This is a genomic window from Paenarthrobacter sp. NPDC056912, from assembly GCF_042786555.1.
GTDB lineage: Bacteria > Actinomycetota > Actinomycetes > Actinomycetales > Micrococcaceae > Arthrobacter.
Map to the genome: position 1 here is coordinate 222920 of NZ_JBHUCD010000006.1, position 24402 is coordinate 247321.

Annotated in this window: 18 protein-coding genes and 1 pseudogene; 8 read left to right on the forward strand and 11 right to left on the reverse strand. The window is 58.8% G+C overall.

The window, feature by feature from the left end; all coding sequences use genetic code 11:
• Positions 1–256: 256 nt before the first annotated feature.
• From ACFRJ9_RS09180 to ACFRJ9_RS09190, 3 genes and pseudogenes are all read left to right on the forward strand, one after another.
• Positions 257–1651 (forward strand): sugar transferase, encoded by a 1395-nt coding sequence (locus tag ACFRJ9_RS09180; protein WP_377666638.1) that lies wholly within the window; start codon positions 257–259, stop codon positions 1649–1651.
• Positions 1652–1680: 29 nt separating this feature from the next.
• Positions 1681–2213, forward strand: a pseudogene (locus ACFRJ9_RS09185) (IS982 family transposase); the annotation flags it as partial.
• Positions 2214–2702: 489 nt separating this feature from the next.
• On the forward strand, positions 2703–4217 hold the full coding sequence (locus ACFRJ9_RS09190) for a hypothetical protein (protein ID WP_377666640.1): 1515 nt from the start codon (positions 2703–2705) through the stop codon (positions 4215–4217).
• Positions 4218–4734: 517 nt separating this feature from the next.
• Here the strand turns inward: ACFRJ9_RS09190 and ACFRJ9_RS09195 are convergent.
• The 9 genes from ACFRJ9_RS09195 to ACFRJ9_RS09235 form a co-directional block, all read right to left on the reverse strand.
• Positions 4735–6465: a polysaccharide biosynthesis tyrosine autokinase gene (locus tag ACFRJ9_RS09195; protein ID WP_377666642.1), complete on the reverse strand. Its 1731-nt coding sequence runs from the start codon at positions 6463–6465 to the stop codon at positions 4735–4737.
• A gap of 54 nt (positions 6466–6519) precedes the next feature.
• A complete protein-coding gene (locus ACFRJ9_RS09200; RefSeq protein WP_377666644.1) occupies positions 6520–6846 on the reverse strand; it encodes a PqqD family protein in 327 nt (108 codons plus the stop codon).
• A gap of 84 nt (positions 6847–6930) precedes the next feature.
• The gene (locus ACFRJ9_RS09205) at positions 6931–8124 is read right to left on the reverse strand and encodes a glycosyltransferase (RefSeq protein ID WP_377666646.1); all 1194 of its coding nucleotides are present in this window, start codon (positions 8122–8124) and stop codon (positions 6931–6933) included.
• A complete protein-coding gene (locus ACFRJ9_RS09210; protein ID WP_377666648.1) occupies positions 8108–9151 on the reverse strand; it encodes a glycosyltransferase family 4 protein in 1044 nt (347 codons plus the stop codon). The genes ACFRJ9_RS09205 and ACFRJ9_RS09210 overlap by 17 nt, the downstream gene beginning before the upstream one ends.
• A 43-nt stretch (positions 9152–9194) precedes the next feature.
• Positions 9195–10478, reverse strand: coding sequence for a glycosyltransferase family 4 protein (locus ACFRJ9_RS09215; protein WP_377666650.1), 1284 nt, complete (start codon positions 10476–10478; stop codon positions 9195–9197).
• Positions 10475–11218 carry a hypothetical protein gene (locus ACFRJ9_RS09220; protein ID WP_377666652.1) on the reverse strand — a complete coding sequence of 248 codons (744 nt, stop codon included), beginning with the start codon at positions 11216–11218 and terminating at the stop codon, positions 10475–10477. The genes ACFRJ9_RS09215 and ACFRJ9_RS09220 overlap by 4 nt, the downstream gene beginning before the upstream one ends.
• 136 nt (positions 11219–11354) lie before the next feature.
• Positions 11355–12698 (reverse strand): lipopolysaccharide biosynthesis protein, encoded by a 1344-nt coding sequence (locus ACFRJ9_RS09225; protein ID WP_377666654.1) that lies wholly within the window; start codon positions 12696–12698, stop codon positions 11355–11357.
• On the reverse strand, positions 12695–14038 hold the full coding sequence (locus tag ACFRJ9_RS09230) for a hypothetical protein (protein WP_377666656.1): 1344 nt from the start codon (positions 14036–14038) through the stop codon (positions 12695–12697). Before ACFRJ9_RS09230 ends, ACFRJ9_RS09225 begins: the two co-directional genes overlap by 4 nt.
• Positions 14035–14601, reverse strand: coding sequence for a DapH/DapD/GlmU-related protein (locus ACFRJ9_RS09235; protein WP_377666658.1), 567 nt, complete (start codon positions 14599–14601; stop codon positions 14035–14037). The genes ACFRJ9_RS09230 and ACFRJ9_RS09235 overlap by 4 nt, the downstream gene beginning before the upstream one ends.
• A gap of 820 nt (positions 14602–15421) precedes the next feature.
• Between ACFRJ9_RS09235 and ACFRJ9_RS09240 the strand changes: the two genes are divergently transcribed.
• The 5 genes from ACFRJ9_RS09240 to ACFRJ9_RS09260 are packed head-to-tail and all read left to right on the forward strand — an operon-like array spanning position 15422 to position 21065.
• Positions 15422–16651, forward strand: coding sequence for a glycosyltransferase (locus ACFRJ9_RS09240; RefSeq protein WP_377666660.1), 1230 nt, complete (start codon positions 15422–15424; stop codon positions 16649–16651).
• Between the two features lie 42 nt (positions 16652–16693).
• Positions 16694–17731, forward strand: coding sequence for a GDP-mannose 4,6-dehydratase (gene gmd, locus ACFRJ9_RS09245; protein WP_377666662.1), 1038 nt, complete (start codon positions 16694–16696; stop codon positions 17729–17731).
• Complete coding sequence (locus ACFRJ9_RS09250) at positions 17728–18693, forward strand: GDP-L-fucose synthase family protein (RefSeq protein WP_377666664.1); 966 nt, start codon at positions 17728–17730, stop codon at positions 18691–18693. Before gmd ends, ACFRJ9_RS09250 begins: the two co-directional genes overlap by 4 nt.
• A complete protein-coding gene (locus tag ACFRJ9_RS09255; RefSeq protein ID WP_377666703.1) occupies positions 18657–19625 on the forward strand; it encodes a nucleotidyltransferase family protein in 969 nt (322 codons plus the stop codon). Before ACFRJ9_RS09250 ends, ACFRJ9_RS09255 begins: the two co-directional genes overlap by 37 nt.
• Positions 19626–19685: 60 nt before the next feature.
• Positions 19686–21065: a UDP-glucose dehydrogenase family protein gene (locus ACFRJ9_RS09260; RefSeq protein WP_377666666.1), complete on the forward strand. Its 1380-nt coding sequence runs from the start codon at positions 19686–19688 to the stop codon at positions 21063–21065.
• A gap of 62 nt (positions 21066–21127) precedes the next feature.
• Here ACFRJ9_RS09260 and ACFRJ9_RS09265 read toward each other — a convergent pair whose 3' ends face one another.
• Together ACFRJ9_RS09265 and ACFRJ9_RS09270 are read right to left on the reverse strand one after the other, a co-directional pair.
• Positions 21128–21673 carry a hypothetical protein gene (locus ACFRJ9_RS09265; RefSeq protein WP_377666668.1) on the reverse strand — a complete coding sequence of 182 codons (546 nt, stop codon included), beginning with the start codon at positions 21671–21673 and terminating at the stop codon, positions 21128–21130.
• A 69-nt stretch (positions 21674–21742) separates the two neighbouring features.
• Positions 21743–24352 (reverse strand): LuxR C-terminal-related transcriptional regulator, encoded by a 2610-nt coding sequence (locus tag ACFRJ9_RS09270; RefSeq protein ID WP_377666670.1) that lies wholly within the window; start codon positions 24350–24352, stop codon positions 21743–21745.
• Positions 24353–24402: the final 50 nt, after the last annotated feature.

The window sequence follows — 24402 nt, forward strand, 5'->3', positions numbered from 1 at the left end:
ATGCCAAGTCGAGAAGTCTTTCATAATTATTTTACTGGCGTAACTGCGCCTCATGTCACGGAAGAAGAACCAATTGGCGAGAGGGCCATCATGGTCAATTTTTCGTGCCGGTTCCAGAACTCCATTGGAATATTAAACCTAGCCTAGGGAGACTCTGCGGTTGAAGCTGGTAAATATTGCTGCTCAAGACCCGAATGAACAACCGGAAGCATGCAAAGAACGGACGGTCAGAGCGCACGACGGTCCAGTCAGGCTCATGCTTGTCGACTTTCTCTGTATCACATGGGCAGTGGCGATTGCAGAGCTCCTGCGATTCGGACTGGAGCGCCCTTCATTGGGCATAGGGTCCGTGCAGACTCCATACCCGCTCGTCAGCTTGGTCATTGATGTCCTGTGGTGGGTGAGCCTGGGAGTCTCAGGAACCCGGGAACCCCGAATCCAGGGATACGGAGCGGAGGAGTACAGGCGGGTCACTACGTCCTCGCTGTGGTTGTTCGGGGCAATGGCCATATTCTCTTACGTATTCCAGTTGGATACCGCCAGAGGCTACGTGGCTGTGGCCCTACCCCTGGGCATCGCAAGCCTGTTGTTCGGGCGCTGGATCTTGCGCAAGGACCTGATCCGCAGGCGGAGGCAAGGCCTTCATGTACGCCGGGTCCTCGTCATTGGAGCGGCCCAGAGTGTTGCCCACCTGGCCCGCCAACTAGGATCCCATCCTGCGGCCGGATATCAGCCAGTCGCTGCGTACCTGACGACTCCGGACGTCACTGGCCTATCGTCGAACGGTCCGGACCTCCCCGTCATCGGGAACGGGCGGGACCTCGACGGGATCTTGGCGGCGGTGGAGTCCGCGAATGCGGACACAGTAGCCATCTCCAACGGCGCCGACGTAGATCCCCCAACACTGCGGCAGCTGGGCTGGGCCCTGACTGCCCGTGACGTTGGCATGTTCATGGCACCGGCCCTTACTGACGTTGCCGGTCCCCGTGTTCATGTGCAGCCATTGGCGGGTCTGCCCTTGGTCCACGTCACCACCCCCAAGATGGAGGGGCCGAAGGCCCTGGCCAAGCGTACATTCGATGTTTGCGCGTCCCTGGCGTTGCTCATCTTGTTGGCTGTGCCAATGTGCGTTGTTGCTTTCATGGTCAAGCTGGACAGCCGCGGGGAAGTGATTTTCCGGCAACAGCGCATCGGTCGTTCGGGCGAAGTGTTCAACATGTTGAAATTCCGGTCCATGGTGGTCGATGCCGAGCAGCAATTGTCCAAACTCAAAGGATCGAACGACGGCAATGGTGTCCTCTTTAAGATGAAGGAGGATCCAAGGGTCACCCGTGTGGGCCGGTTCATACGCAGATACTCATTGGATGAACTTCCGCAACTCTTCAACGTGCTCCGAGGTGACATGAGCCTAGTGGGTCCTCGCCCTCCTTTGCCGGCGGAAGTGGAGGCCTACGACGATTTCGCGCATCGGCGTCTCTTGGTAAAGCCTGGTCTCACTGGTCCCTGGCAGGTCAGCGGACGCAGCGATCTCTCCTGGGATGACTCGATTCGCCTGGACCTGTATTACGTGGAGAACTGGTCCATGGTTCAAGACATGAACTATCTGCTCCGAACCTTCGGTGCAGTTACTGGAAAGGGCGGCGCCTACTAGATGAGTAAGGGACCGCCAGCCGGGCGGAACCCGCGCTGAGAGACGCCAAGTTGCAGTGCTTTGCCGTATGAATGCATCTGCTCGGCTGCTCATCCGAGACCACGTGGGTTCGGCATTCCCGGGCCCACCTGTCCGGAATGTTTCCAGACATCCCGCACCAATCCGGCACCAACAAACGCTGCCGGGCCGCCGGACCCCTGATCGCAGCTCGAACGCCGCACTGGCCCGGGACACCCCGTCGTGGCATGAGGTCCTGCGTCTGGTCGCTTCCACTCTCGTGCCGAGCGTCACCTCCCGGAAAACCGTCAAACGCTCCGACATCTCCGGGCATGCGGGCTACGGCTATTGCGCTTGGCATTCGTGGCTCTTCTGAGGCTTCCGGCTGGACCCGATCAGCACCCCCTCAAAGGCATGCAGGTCGTCCGTCTTCTGGGGCCTGGCCAGCCCAAACGTTGGAGAACGCGAAGACCAACGCGGAATAGAAAATCACGCCGGAAGAACCCTTCCCGGTGTCTACGCCCGAGTGGCCACCCTGCTCCTTGCCGTCATCGCCGGAATCTGACACATCAACGCGCCTACAAATGCTCCCTCACCGCCTACTACCGCCCCACCAGCCACCAACATCACTAGGAACTATTCATCAAGGTCGAGACCTTCAATCAGGCTCTTCATCTTCAGTGTCATGTCACTTTTGGGAGGGACGCCACATCCTTCGACAGTTGTGTTCCTAGGACATGGACACTTCGACTGCTGTTTGGGCTACAGCGGCCTTCGGCCCTAAGCGTGCCCGTCCTAGTACATATGGACTGTTTTGCGTTAGTCACCAAGTCATCCTTATTGGAGCAAAGTATGGGTTGTTTCATACCGACACGTTGCGCCGTCACTCACAACGCGATAGGCACTGGGGTCAAGCGGCAAATGACCGCATCATGATCAGCCGCTCCAAACCACTAACAAGATTGAAGGCGTGCACTCCGAGCGGCGCGGATCACAGCACCCCAACCGGGGAAGGTTTCCGTCTGTTCGCGCTATGCCTGGCAAGGAGAAATTGATGGAATCAATGAGTCGGCGGCGAGCACTCATCGCCAGTGGAGGGCTTGCTTTGGCGGCAGGGGCAGCTTTCACCGGGGTGGCGCCAGCTGCAGCGGCAACAGCTGTGACGAAGAGCGCCAGACGCGTCTACTACGCATCGGATTTTGGAATCCTGCCGAAGGCGACCATGCCAGCCATTACCGATCCGGACGGGCGGAAATACAGTGCCGGCAAGCAGGGCCTGCCGAATGTCCAAGCGGTCGGCGCTCAAGGGACAGCGGCGACTGACCAGTCTGATGAGATCAACGCGTTTCTCCAGCAGATCGCGGACCTCGGCGGCGGCATTGCCGTGTTTGAGGGCAACGCAAATCAGCTCATCGGTTATGGCGTAAAAAAGCCCATCGTAATGCTGAGCGAGGTGGCAATCTGGGGCCTGGGGTGGAACAAGACCACTTTCATGTTAATAGACAGTGCGAACTGTTCCGTCTTCGTCAACAAACCCGGGAGCAATCTTCACGATGTCCGTGATTTGAGGATCAACGGAAACCGTTGGGGCCAGAGTTTCACGGATGGTTTGAGTTACACGGGCGTTGGAGCCCTCCTGACTGGTAAGCATCCCGCGAATCCTGACAACTGGCAGTTCAACTCGCACGGGATACTCATGGTCCCTGACTACACCAACCCCTCTGTCCCGATGTATGGCGACACCTACTCCAACTTTGAAAACATCTTCGTGTTGAACCCCTACGGCAGCGCCGTGATGACCAACAAGATTGGTGGTGAGATACATTTCCGCAAGATCGTCTCCATGCAGGCCGGAGGAAACGGTTTCATCGCTGGCCACGACACGTCCCTTAGCGACGTCACCGTGGCGAATTCCGAATACCACGGGTTTCTGCAGCAGAGCGGGTCGACGAAGTTCACTAATACGAAAGCCTTCTGGTGCGGCCAGGTGCTTGAGCGGTGGCAAGTCGGTGGGGGTGGTGCGAAGGTGCGTCGAGCGGCGGCCGGCTACAAAATAGTGAATGGTGTCTGCGAATTTTCATCGGCTGAAGCGCAGAACTGTGGGGCTGAAGGCTTCTTAATCGACGGCGGCGAGAGTGTCAATGGGCAGCTCGCTGCGTTCGCGAACAACATGCTGGCTGACACCAGTGCGGCGTCGAATCCGGAAGGGTGGGGGGCCATTCCCGACAACTATGCCAACGACGCCATCTGGAAAGGTCAAGCCTCCGCCCCGAAACCGACACCCGAAAGCTACGCGGGCGTCCAATTGAAAGGACGGTCCAGGTACAACAATCTCTCCATAACTTCGAGAACCGCAGGGTCTCAGGGCGGCGGGCTCGGTCAACAGGCCTATGCCCTTGGGGTCGATTTCGCGAATGGCTCGATTGAGAACAACATCTCGATTACACATTCCGACGGATATAACGGGCTGCGTGTCAAGGGAATCCTGACACCGGCTACGCCGCAAGGAGCGATTACGGGTAACTGGATTCTTGCCAATGGCAAACCTTTGGGCGCCGCTGTGCAATAGAGGCCAAGTGACCTTCCTGCCGCGAGGTCCGGATATTTTTCACGGAATTCAATGGCGCAAATTCGACGGAAGCAGTCCGACTAGATGACTCCTAAGCACCTCTCGCGAATCTGAAATACGCCGGTAAGAGCTGGAGGGTAGCTGTGACCGCGGGGACCCTTCTGGATGAACGCAAAACCCCGGGCAAGATCTGACTTCAACTCGACGACGCACGTCATGTCGGGGTACACCGCAGTCACCTATTCAGGCTTGGCCCAATTCAGGGTTCCCGGGGGCCGGTCGATTAGACCCTTTGGGTCGTCCGAAGTCTCTCACTTGCGCAAGTACTGTCGCCGGCGCGCCAAGTGCCGTCGTCGTATCTTCAGGGGGTTTCGAGGGACCAATTCCACACGGGGCGGGTGTTCCTCCCCGCGTTCACCCACTGTCCTTAAAAGGGCGTGGACCTGGCGGCTAGCCAAGGTCCACGCTTTATGCCTCTGGCTCACATGATGCTTGCGCGTCGGGAAAGCCGGGGCTTCTAGTCGGACGGTGCCGAACGCCGCCCTTTCCCGGTGTTGGGAGGACGCCAGCTACTTGCCGAGCCGAGTAAGGCCTGGGTAGCAGGATCGTCCTGCCCGGAATCCGGGGATGGGCGCTGCACGGTCTCCTCCAGCCACGCGTCCGATTCACGATTGACGTCCACAGCACGCACGGGACGCGGATTCGTCGACAGGGCCTCGACTCTGGCAACTGCCCGTGACGGTGCAGCCTTGGCTTGATCCGGTTGGCGGTTTCTTCCGGGCGGTGCCGGATCTGAAGACTCAGCAGCGCTTCCGTAGGCACCGTAGTAGCCGTAGTTGTGACCGGCTTGTCCCTTCGTAGCCACGCAGTTCAGCACGATGCCCAGCACCCGCCCCTGCACTCGGGTGAGGTTGCTGAGAGCCCGGAACAGGGTGTCCCGCGTCGTCTTGTGGGCCCTCGCGACAACCAGTGTGCCATCGGCAAAGCGTGAAAGGACAGCAGCGTCCGTCACAGGCAAAAGTGGTGGTGCGTCAATAAGGACGATGGCTCTTTGCGACAGGGCCTTAAGGAGCTGTCCCATAGCTCGCGATCCAAGGAGTTCGGAGGGATTCGGCGGGATCCGACCCGCCGTCAGGATGCTGAGGCGACCGTTGGGGCCCCACACTTGAAGGACGTCATCAATGGATGCGCGGCCTGTGAGCACATCAGTCACGCCGGCGTCCGGCACCACACCGAACACCTTATGAACGGTGGGTCTGCGGAGATCGGCGTCGACGACGATGACGTCCATGCCGGCGGCGGCAATAGTCGCGGCCAGATTACTGGTCACAGTGCTCTTGCCTTCGGAGGGGAGGGAACTGGTGATGAGGAGGATGCGGGGAGGATTGTCCACATCAATGAAGGTCAAGTTGGTGCGAAGTTCCCTGAGGGCTTCGGCCATGGCGTGTCCGCCAGGCACGCGTTGCATTCCAGTAGCTTCTTCCAGCACCCGCGACTTTTCGTTGAGCCGTTTGTCCGTCGGCAAGGTGCCCACTACGGCCAGGCCAAACAGCCGTTCAATTTCAGACGCTGCACGGATTCTTCGATCCAGGTGGTTACGGGCAAGTGCGTAGGCCAATCCGATCAGCAAACCGGCTGCAAGCCCGATTCCCAAGGTAGCGCTTAACAGTGGTGAAACGGGGGCAGAGGGCAGGCTGGCCTTTGCCAAGGGGACGATTTTGGTAACAGGCTCGGATCCGGGGCTCGCATTCCCCTTGTCCAGCTCATAAACTTGGGCTGCTAACCTTTCAACCCACGCATCAGCCACATTCTGGGCCGTTTGGGGATCTGAGGACCTGGCGCTGATCCGGATCTCAACCGAGTCAAGTGGGACGCTTACCGTGATGGTTCGTGCAATGTCCTGCGCGGATGCCTTCAGCCCCAATTTCTCGACAACGCTTTCCGCAACCTTTGTGGACTCGCCCACTGACTGATAGCTCTTGGCTTTGGATTTGGCCAGATTATCGCCCGCCAAGGACAGCCCAAGGTTTTCCGCTCCCGTCGCTACCACGATGCCACTCGATTCAGCGGCATAGACCTTCGGCTGGAGGGCATACCAGCCCAATGAGCCTCCGATCGAAACTACTGAAATGAGTAGGATCCCGATCCAATGTGATCGGACTGCGGAAAGAAGGTCATTACCTGACATTCCGCGAGGTTCTTCGTCCTGCAGCAATTGCGTGGTCCTCTCGATGCATGCCAGGCGCATACCTGTTCCAGACTGTAGTTTTAGTCTCCGGATGGAACGGCTGCACTGAGGGGCTTATGGAATGCCTGTCTCCGTATCTCGCTGCGGACGCCCGGCTGTGCTGTTGGTCCCGGCGAGGCCGTTGCGGGCGAGTTCGGCCAGAAAGCTCCGAACCTGTTCTTCCATGGCGGTCCGGTCAGCGGGGGAAAAGACGCTGTTCAACTCTTTGAATATTTCGGTCTCTGTGCGTGTCCCGTCCAGGAGGTCCCAAATATCAACCGCCGTCCCAAGGATGACCAAGGGGGAGCCCTGTTCAAGATTCAGAAGCGCGACGCGCTTTTCGCCATGGCTGGGTACTTCAGCCACTGCCTTTGACTTGCGCCAGAACTGCTTCACTTCCATTGCACCTGTTTCTCGGACCTTCATGGTCCGGTTTCTCTGAATGCAAGCAATTCAGCCCACCTCAGTGTTCATTTCAACGTGTTCTCAGTGGCCGCCGGGGGCGGCGTCAGTGGCTATCGGAACTGTCCGATGGCTCTTCACTTCTCCGTAAACCGCCTCGAGTTGCGTTGCGACGCTCCCCATGGAGAACATTTTCCGGGTGAGCTGGAGGGCGGCGGCCGAGGATGATTCCCATAGGCCCGGATCTTCCATGTAGCGGCGCAATGCCGCGGCAAGGCCCCCGACTGTTGCATCGCAGACAATCCCGGCTCCCGAATCCATGATGAAGGGGGCGAGCCCGCAGCTGTCAGTGACAATTACGGGGAGGCCAACGGACATTGCCTCCAAAACGCTCATCGGGAACGGTTCATTAATCGACGGCAACACGAACACGGACGCCTTGCCCATCCGTTCAAGAGTGCGGCTGGGCTCTAGTGCGCCCTCCAGTCGAATCCGGGCCGTCGAGCCCAGTGCCTTAATGCGCCGTCGAACTGCGTGCTCTTCTCCCTCATCCGGCCCCACCAAAGCCACGCTGATCGGGGTGTCCCTGGACGTGGCCAAGAGAGCCGCTGCTTCGATCAGAATGGAGGGTCGTTTCCGCTTCTGGAGACGGGCCAGGTAGAGAAATTCGACGGCGGCTCCGGGGGCTTTCGCGATGATGTCCGACGCCGGTACACCGTTGACGAGCCGATCGAGCGATCCGTCTCGGTCGCCGAGAAGGCCCCTGAGGGAATCCCGTTCTTCGGGTGTCAGCCAAAAGCAACGTTTGCTGGCGCGGAGAGCTCGGACGGTTATCAGGCAGTCGAGGACCTTCCCGAGTTTCCTATCCGTTTCGTCGATCATTCCGTGCGTTTGGACCACAAAGGGAACACCCCTTAGCAGGCAAAGCAGGGCTGCGGGGAGCATCACCAAGTCACGGGCCAGGTGCAGGTGGACAACATCCGCACCCTTGAGCGTATGCCAGAGGGCAGGGAGCATTGCCGGAGAAGCCATCCCGGCAAACCCGGTGCCGGGAATCAGGCTCAGGGCTTTGTAGAGACGGGTGGTGACGCCGGCACCGAAGTACTGCGGGTGGACCTTGCCTTGCACGCCCGCGAACACCTGGACCTGGTGTCCACGTGCCGAGAGAGACTGGGCCTGGTTTTGCGCCACACGGACGGGTCCACCGTATGATCCGTCCGGGCTGACCAGCGTTACCACTTGGACGATTCGGAGACGGGAACTATGGTCGTTTGTCACGCCCGGCCTCCTTCAAGGTTCGTAAAATAGCTGCGTAGTAGCGGTCCACCATGACGCTTTCCTTGTGTCGATCTGCATGTTTCAGGGCATTTTCCCGTCGGGCATCGACTTCTTCCGGATTGAGGAGCAGTTCACGGAGACGATCGTGCAAGGAATCTGCATTGCGTGGAGTGAAGCCCACAGCGTGTTCGCCAGCCGAATCGGGAAGCCCGCCGTGGTTGGCGTAGAGCACAACGCAGCCGGCTGCTGCCGCCTCGATTGCCACTGTGCCGAAGGGCTCGGGCATCCGGCTGGGAATCACAACAATGGAGTTGCGGTTCAGAATGCGATTGGCCTCCTCAGGTCCACGGGATCCCAGGAATCTGACGGCGGAACCCAAGCCACTGGTGTCGGCGAGCCTTTCAAGCCGTTCGCGTTCGGTTCCATCCCCCACAACAGTGAGTGAGAAGCCCTCGATGTCTCCGGCAAGCTTCGCTGCGGCCTCGATGAGTAGGTCCACGCCCTTGTCCTCGCTCAGGCGGCCGAGGTACACCACTCCGAGGGGATCGCGGACTTCGTTGTCGAGAACCGAGAAGAACTTGTCCCGGTAGCTGTTTGGAATAACCTCAACCGCTTGGTCAACGTGATCCGCCAAGACTTTGCTGTTGGCGGCGATCACATCTGCCCGGCCGATAATGCGGTACTTGAGGCCGTACTTGATTCGCTCGAAGCGGTTGAGCCGTTGGCCCGGCATGGTGATCCACATCCTGAGTGTCACCATCCACGGCTTCCGAATCAGGGCCAGGGGCCACCAAAGAGAGATCGCTGGATTGTTGTGGAAAATGACGTCGGCCCCGCGGATCACCTTCAAGAGCTGCAGAGGTGAAGGACGCCGGAAGACGCGGTAGGGAAACTCTCTGTTTTTGTCCGGTTCAGCCGTATTGGTGACCACAACTACGTGGGCTCCGTGCCGGGACATGAATTCCCGAGCAAGGATGTCCGCAGTAATCTCAACTCCGCCAACACTCGGATAAAAGACGTGGGCCACTAAGGCAATTCTGAGCGGTTCTTTCAGTTGCCCATCAACGAAACTACCGGCCATGGACAGCACTTCCGATCTCCTGCACGAAATCGGCGATACCCTCGCGGAAGGGTCCCCACCCCGATGCTCGGGCAAGCTCCAACGCTTTGGCGCTTTGTTCCTCCACCAGTCCAGGATCGTCGATGAACCGTTGTAGTTCGGCCACAATTTGCTCTGGTGCAAAGCGATCAACGACCGCCCCTGCCCCTTGGCCCACGAGGTCGTCCACACCGCTTCCGGGTGTGACCACCCCGGGCAGGCCTTGGCTCAGTCCCTCCAATGCGGCGAGCGAGCGGCCCTCAACCAAACTGGGAAGCAGCAGCACGTGGTGCTTCCGCATCTCCTGGAGAATGTCGCTTCTGGGCATTGTGCCGCGGTAGTCGACTACCCCGAGCATGTCCTCGAGCGCGGGGAACGTCTCGCCGGGCAGGATGCCGATTGCAGTGAATTTTGCGGACGATTTCAGGGCTTTGGCTGCGGTCACCACATCCGCTATTCCTTTCATGCCGACAATGCGTCCGACAAACAACACTTTAAGTGGGCCTACACCGTCCCACGCCAGGGGTGCCTGCCCGGGAAGGACGTCCGGACAGCCGTAGGGGAGCTCAACAATCTGACCGTTCACGCCTGCCGCGCGCAGGCTCTCCGTGACTTGGGCAGACGGCGAAATCAGACGCGTCGCCAACTCGATCTCACTCGTCTCCAAGGAATGGACTTTGCTTTGGGTAAGGTCCTGCCGTGCTGTCACAGCCCAGCCAGGGACTTGGTCAACGAGCCGTTCAGCCCAGTACTTGGTGGTTGCCCAATGAACGTGGGGAACCTCCAAAATGGTCTCCATTTCGCGTTCCCGCGCAGCACTGAACACTCGCGAAGCGAATGTTGAGTACCCATAGACCGCTGCCGGGCGCTTCAGCCTATTGAGCGTTTTTATCGCCTTGGTCTCCACTTGATCAGCAACCCAATGCGCCGAGAGCGGACCCGAGGCTGCGCCGAGACGCCTTAGTGGTGCGGGCTGCGCTCGTAAAAGAACGTTGCGGATGAGTTCCCTCGAGGGCGCGACGTGAAGGTGCTGACTCCCGATCATGGGGAAGAGCCGGCGCTCAACCAAGGACTTTGCAGGTCGGAGCCACGACATTGCCTCCGGGGCGGTCCAGCCGATCGAGGTCACAAAGGCAGAGAGGAGGCTGTGCTCGTTCAGTGCGGTGAGGGTTTGCCGGACATTCTCGTTTCCGAAGGGGTGGACAAGAAGAGTCTTCATGAGGTTGGCGGATGCGCCTGAGTTTGATTCACTCATCGGCGGTCGGCAATGTCGGTGGCAATGGCTGCGACATCAACAGCGCCGAAAACTGCAGCCAATTGGGTGTCGTTCTTGCCTTCGCTCACGTTCTCGTTGTGCAGGGCCTGCTCCTGTGATCGGGGGTATATGGTGAGGTGCTGCCCGGTAGCGTCAAGCACCCGTCGTCGAAATCCGTTGCGGATTGCCAAGGCATTCAGCCAGATATCGTCCGCGCGGGGGGCCAGCTGAAGAAAGGAAGTCCCGGAATCCCTCAACACCCTCTGAAATTGTGGTGGCAGGAGCGTTCCTGCCACCCCGGTCATGAAGTTCGCATGACTGGCTGAGTCCACCGGTGCGGGTTGCCATGTGTTGTAGGGCGCTATGCCTCCGGTAGTTGAATCGGTGGCGATTCTGTGTGCCCGGTAGCTCGGGATCTGGTCCTGTCCCGCGGCGCTAATGAGGCCTTCAAGCCAACGGCGCGGGTACATCACATCATCGTCGGCCAGAGCGAGCAGTAGGCCATGGTCAGCGAAATCGCGGCAGTACGGGAAGTACTTCTTATGCGGCCCAAGGTCCTCGCAACGGAGGATTTCCAGTCCGCGGTGTTCCAGACGTTGGAGCATGGGATACGCGGACACGTCGAAGTCCGGCTCGTCGATCCAAAGGATCATTCGGGACGGAAGCACCGAGCCGGCCGCAATGGATTCCAGTGCATGAGCGACGATTCCCAGTCGGCGCCCATATGAGGTCATGCTCACGGCGACTCCCGCGGTTCCCGTCACTACTCGCCGGGAGAAGCGGTTCCGGAGGCGCAGGGTAGCGATTAGCGCCGTTTTGTACACCAGCCGAGGGACTCTGGGTAGCGCGCTGTCGAGGGCGAGATGGCGCCCGGGACTACTTGGAAGAGGCATCTGCTTCCTTCTTTCCTGTCGTTTTTACTAGCGTTTTCAGGACCAGCTGAATGTCCTGGGATCTAAGCCCATAGAAGCCTCGGATGCTCATCCCGAAGTGTGTGCGCAGCGAAAAGATATTCATGGTCCCCGCAACGACGTTTCCCGCAAGAGTTGACAGGGCGGCTCCCATTGCGCCCAGCACGGGTACCGTCACTAGGAGGATTAACGTGTTTACTACAGCCGCGATGACCATTCCCCAGCTCCGGAGACCCGGGCGTCCCCGGGCGCTCAATCCAGCGCCTGCTACTGAGCCAGGGGTACCAAGGGTTACCCCCGCAAGGATTACCCAGGTGACGGCGACCGCGCTACTAAACGTTGCCCCGAATAACATCGGGATGGCCCATGGAAGGAGGACGCCTATGCCAATACTCGCCAAGCCCGCTGCTGCTGCGGTCAGACGTGCAGTCTGTTGCAGACGGGCTGTGTTCTCACCGTCGTGCGAGCCTCCCGCATCAGAGGAAAACACGACGTTGCGAACGGCCCCCGCAAGCACAGCGGGGATCTCGCCCAAACTCACCGCAACGGCGTAGAGCCCAAGTTGAATCGGGCCTCCCAACGGGACCATCAACAGTTGGTCGAGTCGCAACAGCACAACCCCGGCCAGCGAACCAACCCACAATCGACTGCCGTAGTTGAGCAGGCGTACTCTCTTTGCGGTGGCATTCCGGGATCCTCGACGGTATGCGATGAGGTACGGGATGGTCAGGAGACCCTTCAGCAAGGGGAGCCCAAGCATCACAACGGTCGCTGTCCCAGGGACCAAAAGACCGGACATTGCCAAGACGGAAAGGAGAACCAGACGTAGTATTGACAGCCCCAGATCCAGCACGGCTGCGCGCTTCCAAGCATGAGTGCCGGCCAGGACGCTGTTTGGAATGGAGGCCCAGAATGTGGGAATGGTCAGTATCGCCGTCATCAAAATGAGTTGCTCCACCTCGGTGTTGCCACCCGAGAGGACCGGGGCACTCAATGCCACCAGTGCCGCGGCGACTGCGCCCAGTAGAGTCAAGATGCCAAACGCCCGCCGTACTGCCCGGCGGGCACCCCTTGCCTGCCTTGCAACATAAAAAGTCAGTGCCTCCGGCATGCCCAGCGCTCCGACGGCGACGGCGAAGAGCATAGGAGCCATTCCGGCAGCAAGAGTTCCCCGTCCTTCTACACCAAGGGTTTGGGCCAGGATGGGAGCCGTTGCCAGTGAGATAAGAGGAGTAACTGCGGTGCCGGCCACTGCGTAGAAGATCCGGCTGCCGTGACTTTCCTCTTGGATGGGACGCGTGGTGGTCATGATGTCCATCCATGCTTGCCCAAACCGGTTCCTGCCTTGGGCAAGGTATGGCGAGGCGGGCCTGGCAACGGAAACGCTTTGCGGGCTGGGGAGTTGGGGCTAGGAGAGGGCTTTCGTTGGGAAAGGAAGCCTGCCATCGCGAGTACAAACCAGAAAAGATGAATGTCTATGGAGTTTGCGCCGATGGAGCTGTAGCCATTGATTGAGACGAGGATGAGGGCAGCAGAAGCGACTCCCGGCCAGCTATGTCTTTCCTTGATGTCGATCTGGCCAAAAAGTAGACAAAGCATAAAAGCGATGAATGCCAGGACAACCAGAATTCCAAACATGATTGCCAGCATGAAGTAGCCGTTTTCCAAGCTGGAACCCAAAGTGCCTTCCCCTTTGAGGTCCCGGCTTCCGAGGTAGCCTCCCACCAGGAACTCATCTGTATGTGCCCAAAACCAGTCGAAGGCAGCGACTCTCAATGCTGCTGATCCATTGTCGTCTTCGAACTTCAGCAGGAGTTTCTCGCCGGCTACGCCCTGGATGCTGAGCAGCAGTCCTGTTATCGCCGCCGTTCCAAAGAGAAGGCTGCGGATGACGTGGCGGCTTCCTACCGTTACGAGGAAGACGAATCCGATCACCGACAGGATCAGGCCCATGCGTCCATAGGCCAGTGGCACTGTGACGAGCAGGGCTGCCGCCAGTGCATACCGAAGAAGCAAGGACGGAATCAGGGCAAGCAGCGGCATGAGGGCCGCAAAAAAGACACCGACCTGGATGCCATGGCCAAACGTGCCAATTGCGGCGCCGAGCTCGGAGCGGGTTCCTGAGAGCCAGATCCTTGAAAAATCGCTTTCCCAGACAATGGGACGGCCGGTTGCCACTTGGATCTGTGCCAACACGGCTTCCGTGACAGCCAAAAGCACAAAGGTAAGCAAATAGGTTCTTCCCGCAGTCCGCGTGGACCGGATCGAATAGCGCATGAAGACAAACACGTAGAACGGTGCCCACACAATCCCAAGCACGAACATCGTGGTGTCCAGCAGTCCAGCGCTGCCGGGATTGCCGACGTCGGTCATCATGACGGCCGCTATGCCGGCCAAAACCATGTGCGGCCAAACGCCCGCCGCACGGATAACCCGCACAAGCGTTCTTGGGGCGAATGCTGCGTGGACCATGAGGAAAACCAGGAACAAGTAAGTCGAGGGATGCAATCCGGGCATCACTTCGTTCTGGACGACGCCAGGAACGAGAATTCTTACGACGATGACGCCTGCCAAGACGATGTGCATCCGTCGAACGCAGACGATGCTGACCACCAAACAGAGTCCGATCCAGACGGCCAGCGTGCTCAAAGCATCTCGCCGGCTTGTTGTCCCGCCTGAACGACCCGGGAGACGCCCATCGAAGCCAGCACGCGCGTGCCCGATGGCACGTCCTTCACTACAAGGGCTGAAGCTCCCACCAGGCATCCGTCGCCTACACTCACCCCGCGCAAGACTGTTGCCCGGGCGCCGATCCAGGACCCGCTTCCCACCGAGATTGGACCGTTGTCGAATTCAAACGTGGGGGAATCAAAGGCGTGGCTGCCGGTGCAGAGAAGGACGCCCTGGGAGATGCAGGAATCCGAGCCGATGGTGACCGGCTCCAGATTGAGGATCCACGCGTCGACACCTATCCAGACGTTGTCCTCAATTCTTAGCTTCCAAGGCCAATGAACCATGACGCCGTGTCGGATCTTCACACCTTGGCCAACGGAGGCGCCGAAGAACCGGAGGATGTGGACACGGAGCGATGACGGGCACCACCATGTCTGAAACAGAAGGTTCTGAACCGCGAACCAGGCTACTTGCCAGAGAACCCCACGGCCTTTGTTGTAGCCGATACCGGTAAAACCGGAAAGCTTGAGCGGACTCATCTTTGGCGCACCAAGGTCTGGGCGGGGCCTGCAACCGGTGGTGAACAAACCAGCGCCTTGGTGGTGGTGTCCATTGCTCCTCGTCATTCTGTCATTCGGATAACCACTAGATTCTCTGTGCGCTGCGACGACCCGTAGATGAAAATGCCGCCACCGTCTCCGTATAGACATGCTTCGAGTGAAGAGTGAAGTGCATAATCCCGCTCCGGTGGAATGCTGCGGGATCTATCGGGTAGCTGTCACCCGAAAGCCCCTGCAGCTCCTCCGTGGAGGGCTGCACCGTCATACGTATGGCCGGCTCAGGCTCCTGCGTGTCGTCGACCGGTCAGCCCCACGGGATCCCAGCTCCGACACGCAGAAGTCCGACGCGGTCACACGTATGCATCCGAAGACGCCTACGGAGGGATCGAATCCGGGTGCTTGGGGCAATGCACCGACGAACGGCCTGATGGTGCAGTCTTCACGGATTCGCGTCGAGATCGCCCATCTCACTACGTAGAACCGGCCACCTTTTTCGTCTACGCGTCGCGAGCCGCACAACACAATCGATTGGTATCCGAAAGAACGAATGACGAGGAGCAATGGACACCACGACGATTGTGCTGGATCGCTCACCAACAATCACAGACCCTGCGCATGCACCGGCAGACCACGTTGTACCGGAAAGCCAAGGGCTTCGGAGCGGACAGGGAACCCCTGCCGACCTACGGCTTCCAGCTACTTACAAGGGGCGACGAATCGCATTGATTGCGGGAATTGTGGTGGGACTCGTGGTAACGCTTTTTGGACCGTTGCTTCTCAGCACTTCACTTTTGGGCTCATGAAGGTTCTGGTCGCCGGTCTTAACTACGCTCCGGAACCCAGCGGCAACGCCCCATATACAACGAAACTCACGCAAGGTCTTGCCGCTCGAGGTGTCACTGTAAGTGTTCTCACCGGGTACCCGCATTACCCCGAGTGGAAGATTGCGGACGGTTACACGGGGCTTTCCATGAAGGAAACCCACGGCTCTGTGACCGTCAAGCGCCTGCGTTCCACGGTTCCTAAGCGACCCAATGGACTTGGCCGCCTCATCATGGAGGTCACGTTCGGGGCCCGCACCGTCTTTCAGCGCTGGCACCGGCCGGACGTCGTGCTCGTGGTGAGCCCCGCCCTGTTCTCTGCGTCTTTTGCTGTTCTACGCGCACGACTTTTCGGTATCCCGGTCGGTATCTGGGTTCAGGATTTGTATAGCAAGGGAATGGAAGAGACAAGCGACGCGCCTTCCCGTCTTGCTCCTCTGATGAAGCGCCTCGAATCCACGATCCTCAAGGCCGCAGATGGGGTGAACGTGATCCACGAGCGGTTCCGTGGTCACGTGGTAAACGAGCTCGGCGTACCCGCGGCCAAGGTTCGGATCATCAGGAACTGGACCCATGTCCAGCACCACCCATCCTTTGACAGGACGTCCGCCCGCGATCGCCTCGGTTGGGCGCCCGAGGATTTTGTAGCCCTCCATGCCGGCAATATGGGCCTCAAACAGGGGCTTGAGAACGTGATCGATGCCGCTCACCTTGCTGGGCGCAGCGGAAGCGATGTTCGTTTCGTCTTGTTGGGCAACGGGAATCAGCGGGGTGTTCTTGAATCCAAGGGCGACGGCGCCGAGCGGCTGCAGTTTATCGAGCCGCTTCCGGACCGTGCCTATTCAGAGGCGCTGCGCTCCGCCGACGTCCTCATTGTCAACGAACGCCCTGGAGTCAGGGATATGTCCGTGCCCAGCAAGCTGACCAGCTATTTCGTCACCGGTCGCCCCATTGTTGCGGCAACGGAAAGCGGCAGTGCGACATCACATGAGATGGCGGTGGCCGGGGCTGGCCTCCGAGTTGATCCGGGGGTGCCCGCTGACTTGGTCGCCGCAATAGAGCAGCTCCAGGAAGACCCTGTTTCTGCCGAAGACTACGGCGCTGCGGGCCGGCACTACAGCGAGAAATTTCTGTCAGAAGAGAGCGCCATTGACAACTACGTCGACTGGCTGAGCGCCTTGGCGTCCCGACGAGATTCAGCTGGCTGAAGTTTGCCGCATTCATTTAGCACAACAAGAAGGAAGAAAACCTTGGCCAGGAAAGCGCTTATCACCGGGATTACGGGGCAGGATGGCTCCTATCTCGCCGAACTATTGTTGGCGAAAGGTTATGAGGTTCATGGCCTCATTCGCCGTGCCTCCACTTTCAACACTGCCCGCATCGACCATCTCTACGTGGACCCTCACAACAAGGACGCACGGCTCTTTCTCCACTATGGTGACTTGTCGGATGGCGCGCGACTGGTGACGTTGCTGGCCGAAATCGGCCCGGACGAGGTGTACAACCTGGCAGCCCAGTCCCACGTCCGGGTTTCCTTTGACGAACCGGAGCATACAGGGAACACCACCGGAATCGGCACAATCCGGCTCCTGGAAGCCGTGCGCATGGCCGGCATTGAGACACGCTTCTACCAGGCCTCCTCATCCGAGATGTTTGGCGCTACACCGCCGCCGCAGGACGAGAGGACCCCCTTCTATCCTCGATCCCCCTACGGGGCTGCAAAGGTCTATAGCTACTGGATAACCAAGAACTACCGGGAAGCGTATGGGATGTTCGCGGTAAACGGCATCCTTTTCAATCACGAGTCGCCCCGTCGCGGGGAGACTTTCGTGACACGCAAGATCACTCGTGCTGTAGCTGCCATCAAGGCTGGTCAGCAGTCGGAGCTCTATATGGGAAACCTTCAGGCCGTCCGTGACTGGGGCTATGCGGCGGAGTATGTAGAGGGAATGTGGCGCATGCTTCAAGCCGATGAACCGGACGACTTTGTGCTGGCGACGAATGAGGGATTCACGGTAAAAGACTTTCTTCGATACGCCTTCGAACACGCAGATTTGAACTGGGAGGATCACGTCCGCTTTGACGAGCGTTACCTTCGTCCCACGGAGGTGGAGGCCCTCATAGGCGACTACTCGAAGGCCAAGAGCAAGCTGGGTTGGGAACCGATGGTCAAGACGCCGGAGCTGGCCCGCCTCATGGTTGATGCCGATATCGCGGCCTTGGAGAGCGCAGGGAAACCTTGGATTGATGCCGTAGAACTGCCGAGTTGGACGGTCCAGGCCCGATGACAGCTTTCACGCCGGGCAGGCTCGACCGGTCTGCCGCATTTTACGTTGCGGGGCACCGAGGTCTCGTAGGCTCCGCTCTTTGGCGAAGGCTGGCCGCTGAGGGATTCACGAATATGGTCGGGCGGACATCCCTGGAACTCGATCTCAGGAACCGATCGGATGTCTTTGCGTTCTTTGAAAAGGAGAGGCCCCGCTATGTGGCCGTGGCGGCCGCCAAGGTGGGGGGCATTCTGGCAAACCAGACCTATCCAGCGGAATTCCTCAGCGAAAACGTTCAGATTCAAGTGAACGTTCTGGACGCCGCCCAAAAGTATGGCGTGGAACGCCTGCTGTTCCTGGGTTCCTCCTGCATCTACCCAAGGTTGGCTCCCCAGCCCTTGAAGGAGGAGTATCTGCTCACGGGACCGTTGGAGAAGACCAACGAGGCATATGCGATAGCTAAGATCTCCGGGATTCTGCAGGTGCAGTCCGTGCGTCGTCAGTACGGCCTCCCTTGGATCTCGGCCATGCCGACCAATCTGTACGGCCCCGGCGACAATTTTTCCAAGACTGGATCCCATGTCTTGCCAGCACTCATCCGCCGCTTCGATGAGGCTCGAGCAGGTGAGGAAGCATCAGTGACGAACTGGGGTACTGGTGCGCCAAGACGGGAGTTCCTCCACGTGGACGACCTCGCAGACGCATGTTTGTACCTGTTGGAACACTACGACGCAGCAGAACACGTGAACGTTGGAGTTGGAGCAGACCTGACCATCAAGGACCTCGCCGAAATGATCGCAGCCACCGTCGGCTATGAAGGGGCTCTTGAGTGGGACGCAGCCAAACCCGACGGTACGCCGCGCAAGCTCATGGACGTGAGCAAGCTTGAGTCTCTTGGTTGGAGCGCCCGTATTCCCTTGGAAGAAGGCATCGCGTCGACATACGCGTGGTTCAACGCGAACCGGAACAGTTTCAGGAACTAGCCGTGCCTGTGTCCCCAACACACGTTCAAGCGTCGACACCGGAGCAAGTTCTCAGCATCAACGAATCGATCCACTTGTCTGCCGCGCTGGTGTCCCACATTGCGGAGGAAAGCAATATACGGGTCTTGCTGATCAAAGGGCCGGCAGCCACCTTGGTCGGTGCCCGCCTGCAGAGGCCATCATGCGATCTGGATGTCCTTGTGGATCGTCCGGGCATGACCCTTCTGCTGAACGAGCTTGAGCGAAAAGGATGGGAGCCTAGGATCCACAGAGTGTCTGAAGCATTTCCCGATCACTCAAAGACCCTCCTTCATCCACGGTGGCCTTCTGACATAGACGTTCATTGGAGGTTCCCGGGGTTCTATGCCGACGAGTCAACGGTGTTCGAGCTTCTATGGCAGTCCAGGCAATCCGTCGAGCTTGGTGGTCGCCCCGCGTGGACGCTTTCGAGTAACGATGCCCTTCTTGTGACGCTGCTGCACGCACTTCGCGGTCCGGCCTCGGGTGTCCTTGAGGGCGACATCGCATTTTGCCGGGAGAAGATCTGCATATCTCCCAAGGAACACTTCGACAGAGCCTCTGAGCTGGGGGCGCTGGGGCCCTTGAGCCCGGTGTTCGCCAGCATCCCGGAGACAAGCGTCCTTGACTTTCGAGAACCGCCCTTGGATTGGGTTCTGCGGACGACGGCCCAAAGGTCGGCGACGCTCCGGCTCTTTCACCTCATCGAAATTCCGTGGCACAGGAAGCCGGCTGCGCTGTTGCACGCGCTTTTCCCTTCCCGGGACTCCATCGGGTGGCACGATCTGAGACTTCGCCACACAAATATTTGGCAGCAATTCCCCCACAGGGTGCACAGGCTTTGGCGGAGTTTGAGCGACAGCCTGCAAATCCTCAAAGAAGTGCGCGAAATCCGATCCCGCATCCAGAAATAGCCAAAAAGTTCTTCCGTCTCTCGTGACCATTCAAATCTGATCATCAAAAAGCGAGGATTCATGCGCATTACCGTCATCGGCACTGGTTACCTTGGTGCTACACACGCCGCCTGCATGGCCGAACTCGGATTCGAGGTTCTCGGGCTCGACGTTGACCCTTTGAGGGTCGCGCAGCTTTCGCAGGGAAAACTGCCGTTCCACGAACCTGGCCTCCCCGAGCTGCTCAGGAAGCACGTGAATAGCGGACGTCTTCGTTTCACCTCGTCGTACCAGGAAGTTGGAGCCTGGGGCGACGTCCACTTCATCAGTGTGGGAACGCCGCAGCGGGCGGTAGATGGTGGAGCCGACATGTCTTTCGTGAAGTCTGCCGCCACCTCTCTTGCCCGGAACATCACGAAAGATGCCCTGATTGTGGGAAAGTCCACTGTGCCGGTGGGAACCACCAGGCAGTTGAGGGAAATCATTCGTGACAACAAGCGTCCAAACGTCTCAGTCAATATTGCCTGGAACCCTGAATTCCTCCGGGAAGGATTTGCTGTAGCCGACACCATTACCCCGGACCGACTTGTCATTGGGGTGGAGTCGTCCGAGCACGAGGAAGTTTTGCGCGCGGTGTACGCGACCGCTATCGCAGGAGGTGTGCCACTGATCGCCACGGATTTCGAAACAGCGGAACTGGTCAAGGTCGCGGCAAATGCTTTCCTGGCTACAAAGATCTCCTTCATTAATGCGTTCTCTGAGGTGACCGAAGTGGCAGGAGGCGACATTCGCATTTTGGCGGACGCGATTGGCCTGGACGCGAGGATAGGCCGCAGTTTCCTGAATGCCGGGGTTGGATTCGGCGGTGGCTGCCTGCCAAAGGACATCCGGGCAGTGCAGGTGCGGGCAGGCGAGCTGGGTTTGGAGCGAAGCATGGGCTTCCTCCGTGAAATCGACCAGATCAACTTGAGGCGTCGCGCTCGTGTGGTGCGGCTTTCCCGGGCGATGCTCGGCTCCTTATCTCAGCGAAAGATTGCCATTCTGGGCGTCACCTTCAAGCCTGACAGTGATGACGTCCGCGACTCTCCTGCCTTGGATATCGCCAAAAAGCTCTTCGATGAAGGTGCGGAGGTATCCGTCTATGATCCAGCAGGCAACGCCAATGCCTTCAACCGCTTCCCCCAGCTTAACTACATGGGTTCCGTGCGGGATGCTGTGAAGGATGCAGAACTCATTCTTGTGCTCACCGAGTGGGATGAGTTCAAGGCGCTATCCCCTGACGTCCTGGCCGCGCAGACGAGCTCGCGCAAGATTATTGATGGTCGGAACATACTGGATTTCTCGATGTGGGAGGCCTCGGGATGGTCTGTCGGGTCTCTCGGTCGCCGGTGGTGGCCGAACACCGTGGTTTCCAGACAGACAGTGTCACAACTTGAGTTGAGTTCAGGTCCGGCTTCGTAGGTTCGGGTGGCGGGGCCTAAGGGTGAAGACCGGCGAAGCTGCTTTCGGGCCTGGTTGCAGCGTTACTGAACGATGGCGCGGTAGCGTCGGCCCACCGCTGCCCGGCTTGCTCGGGGGCCAACTCCCAATTTGCGCCGAATGGATGACAAGTGGTTCCTGAGCGTTGAGTCAGCGATACCCAAGCGCTTCGCCACTTCGATTCGAGGTTGCTCCTGGGCTTCCAAAAAGTAGGCGTCTGCGACGGCTGTCTCAGCAGCAGTCAAGGTGATTGGCTCCCCACCCGAAGCGGGGTCGAACGGCAGATGCATGCCGTCGTTGGCGATGCATCTGATCGCGCCCAGCAGGACTTTGAGTGTTGCCGTATCCGGTACGTAACCTCGCAGGCCAAGTCGCATGAGGCGAAGGACACGGGAACTGTGAAGAACGCCTCCGTAGACAAGCACACGCTTCCCACCCCGAACCAGTACCGCGACTTCATCTTCAAGTTCCGGCAGGGTGCCGTCTACGATGACGAAGCTGCCGTGCACCCTGCCGTGCAACGACGCAGTTGCCCAATGTACGAGTGCTGTGTACTGACGATGCGGGCTTACGACTTGAACTTGGCCCATGAGTCTTCTTTCCTGCCGCTTGTGCGACTGAAAACCGGACCACTGTGATTGATGTGGCACTTGGATGCCCTAGCTCTCAAGCCGGGCGTTGGGCCGGCCCTCAGAGTGGTCGGGGAAACTCCCGACAGCGCCGGAAAGTACGGCCTTCGGAGCGTTCTGGATCAGGTCCGCGAGCTGCTTGCGCGTTGTGGTATCGGTTTTTCTTAGCGCATTGGAGATGTGGCTCTCCACAGTCCGGACGCTTATCCCGAATATTTCGGCGATGTCCTGGTTGCTTTGTAGGCCGGCGACCAGCGCGACCTCGATTTCCCGCTGCGTCAAGGACGAGCCCGCGGGTTCCGACCTGAAGTTGAGGAGCGTTCCGACCGGCTGGAAGCGGGCCGTGAACTCCTTGGCGACCCGCCGTATCTCGGCCGCGGTCGCTGGCTCGCCACTCAACTGCCATCTTTGCTCAGCACCGCGAAGGAGCATCGCGATCTGGTACGTGTCTCCGTCCAATACGTAGGTGTCCAGGAGATGCTGCAAAAGAGTGGGATCGCACTTAATGGCTGCGTCGGCAACGGCAAGTAGCTGGTTGTGGACAGTGATTCCTCGTTCCCCCAGGATTCGGTGCAGGAGGGCACTGGTCCTGGGGCCCGGGAGAAGGCCGAGAGCGAAGATGGCAGTATGCATGGCTTCGAGAACAAAACCGTGGTTGAGGGACTTCTCCACGAGGGTGCTGGCACGATGGTCAAATGCCTTGGCGCTGGCAGGGGGGCTGGCGACCAAATACTGCAAACCCGTTCCTATTCCAGGAAGCGGTCCGACATCGAGGACTTCTGCCGTCGGCTTGCGCGAGCCACTGGCATCGATCTCCCGAATGGATGAGAGATGAACCATGGCCTCGTGTAAGGAATTCACGAGCAGTGCCGGCCTGCCCAGTGAAAAGGCGCGGCCCATCAGATACTCGGCCTCGCAGAAGAGCCCATGATAAATAAGGGACAGCGCGGCTATGTAACTCTGGCTCACAAAGACAAACTGGTCGACGTCCTGCAGTGCCTTTCTCCGAGACTCGAGTGCCAGGACCAGAGCCTCCTCAACCCGTCCACCGGAGAACAACGCCATTCCATGAATGAATGAATCAAACCGCCGTAAGTGTTGAGGGCCTTCTGATGACCCGATGATGCCCAATGCCCCATCTGGATTGAGTCGATACAGCTCGAGAAGTCCCTGGATGGTTGCGTTGATACCTTCATAGGGATTCTGCCCCGCAGTCGGCAGAATCGTCCTGTCAGCATGGTCGAGGCCACCGCTGGTCATATTGAGGAATTCGATAAAGGCTTCTGCGTCTGGGCGGAGAAGTGGTTCATTGAACGCCAGGGTTCTCAATTCTTCTATTGCTCCGGGCAGATCATGTTGTGTCGTGTATTTCCACCATGAGCAGGTCATGGTGAAGAAGAAGAGGTCGGCCTGCGCACCGGAATTGGTATCAGTCAGTCGGAGTATTTCCTGGATTCGATAGGAGCCAGTAGGTGCCCCCCAGTAGATACCCAGAATCGCGACGGCATTTGAGAGACTCTTATCATTTTCCCAGGTTTGGAAAAGGTGTCTTTCGACGGACTCCAGCCGCTGTTGGAAGTATCGCGTTGCGGCCGCGTGGTTGCCGCTCATTTCAGTTCTGAGCTTGAACACCGCCTCGGACAGGAGGTCGTCTGTGGTCTCCGGCAAAGAATGGTCCTCGCGTTGCGCGTCGACATGTCCTGTCACGGCGGTTTGGAGGATCCTCCTGAATCCAAGAGTGTGAGCTCGCAGGTAGTCGTCCACTATTGGTGGAAAAACGGTTGCTATTGCGGCGCCCTCCGGGCTGGTGACAACTGAAACCAGACCACCGACTTCGAGGTTGTCCAAGGTCTCTTCGCCAACCGTAGCAGCGAGCTGGCTAACTGGAGTGGGTCCGAGAAGTGAGATCTTGTTCAGTGCCCGAACCTCTTCCGGGTCCAAACCTTGGAGCAGCAGTTCAACTGCCCCGTTCAAGTGTTCATTCATCAACCCGCCGCCGCTCATGCACCAACGATCGTCTTTAAGGACCAAACGCTCGCTGAGCACGGCGCTTTCGATGATTCGGACGGCCAGCCTCAAATTGCCCCCGGATTTGGTGAGGACATGTGCCACGACATCCACTTCTGCAGGTGTTCCAAGCACGTTCAGGATCAACCTGTTTATCTGTTCGTACCCCAGAGACGGAAGGGCGACTGTGGCTTCGGGGATGCATCCCAGCTCCCCGGCCGGGGTCTTCGCTCGAAATGGACTGTCATTCATGGTGACGACCAATGGCACGTCGGCTCGGGTCCGGAGGATATTCACAACTGCCAACGACTCGCGGTCAAGGTTTTCAATGCCATCTATTGCCATCAAATGCGACTCGGTCCTGGCCAGCTGCGCTGAAAGAAGATCGGCCATGCTCAGAATTCCGATTGTTCGGGAACGAAGGTCCAAGCCCAGCGAAAGAATGCCGGCAAAAGGCACAGAATTTAACGCCGGTGTGGCGAAAATTGGATAGACCGTTGCGCCGTCTTCCTGGAGTCGCGCAACAACACCCTTGGTTAGGCTTGTTCGACCACTCCCTGGAGCCCCAACGATTCTGACGCTCAAACCCTTGTCAACGAAGCTCAGAACTCGGTCAACGTTCTCTTTGTGCAATTGCTGCCCCTACTATGTACCGATATCCCCCTATATAAGGTGTGGGCTTC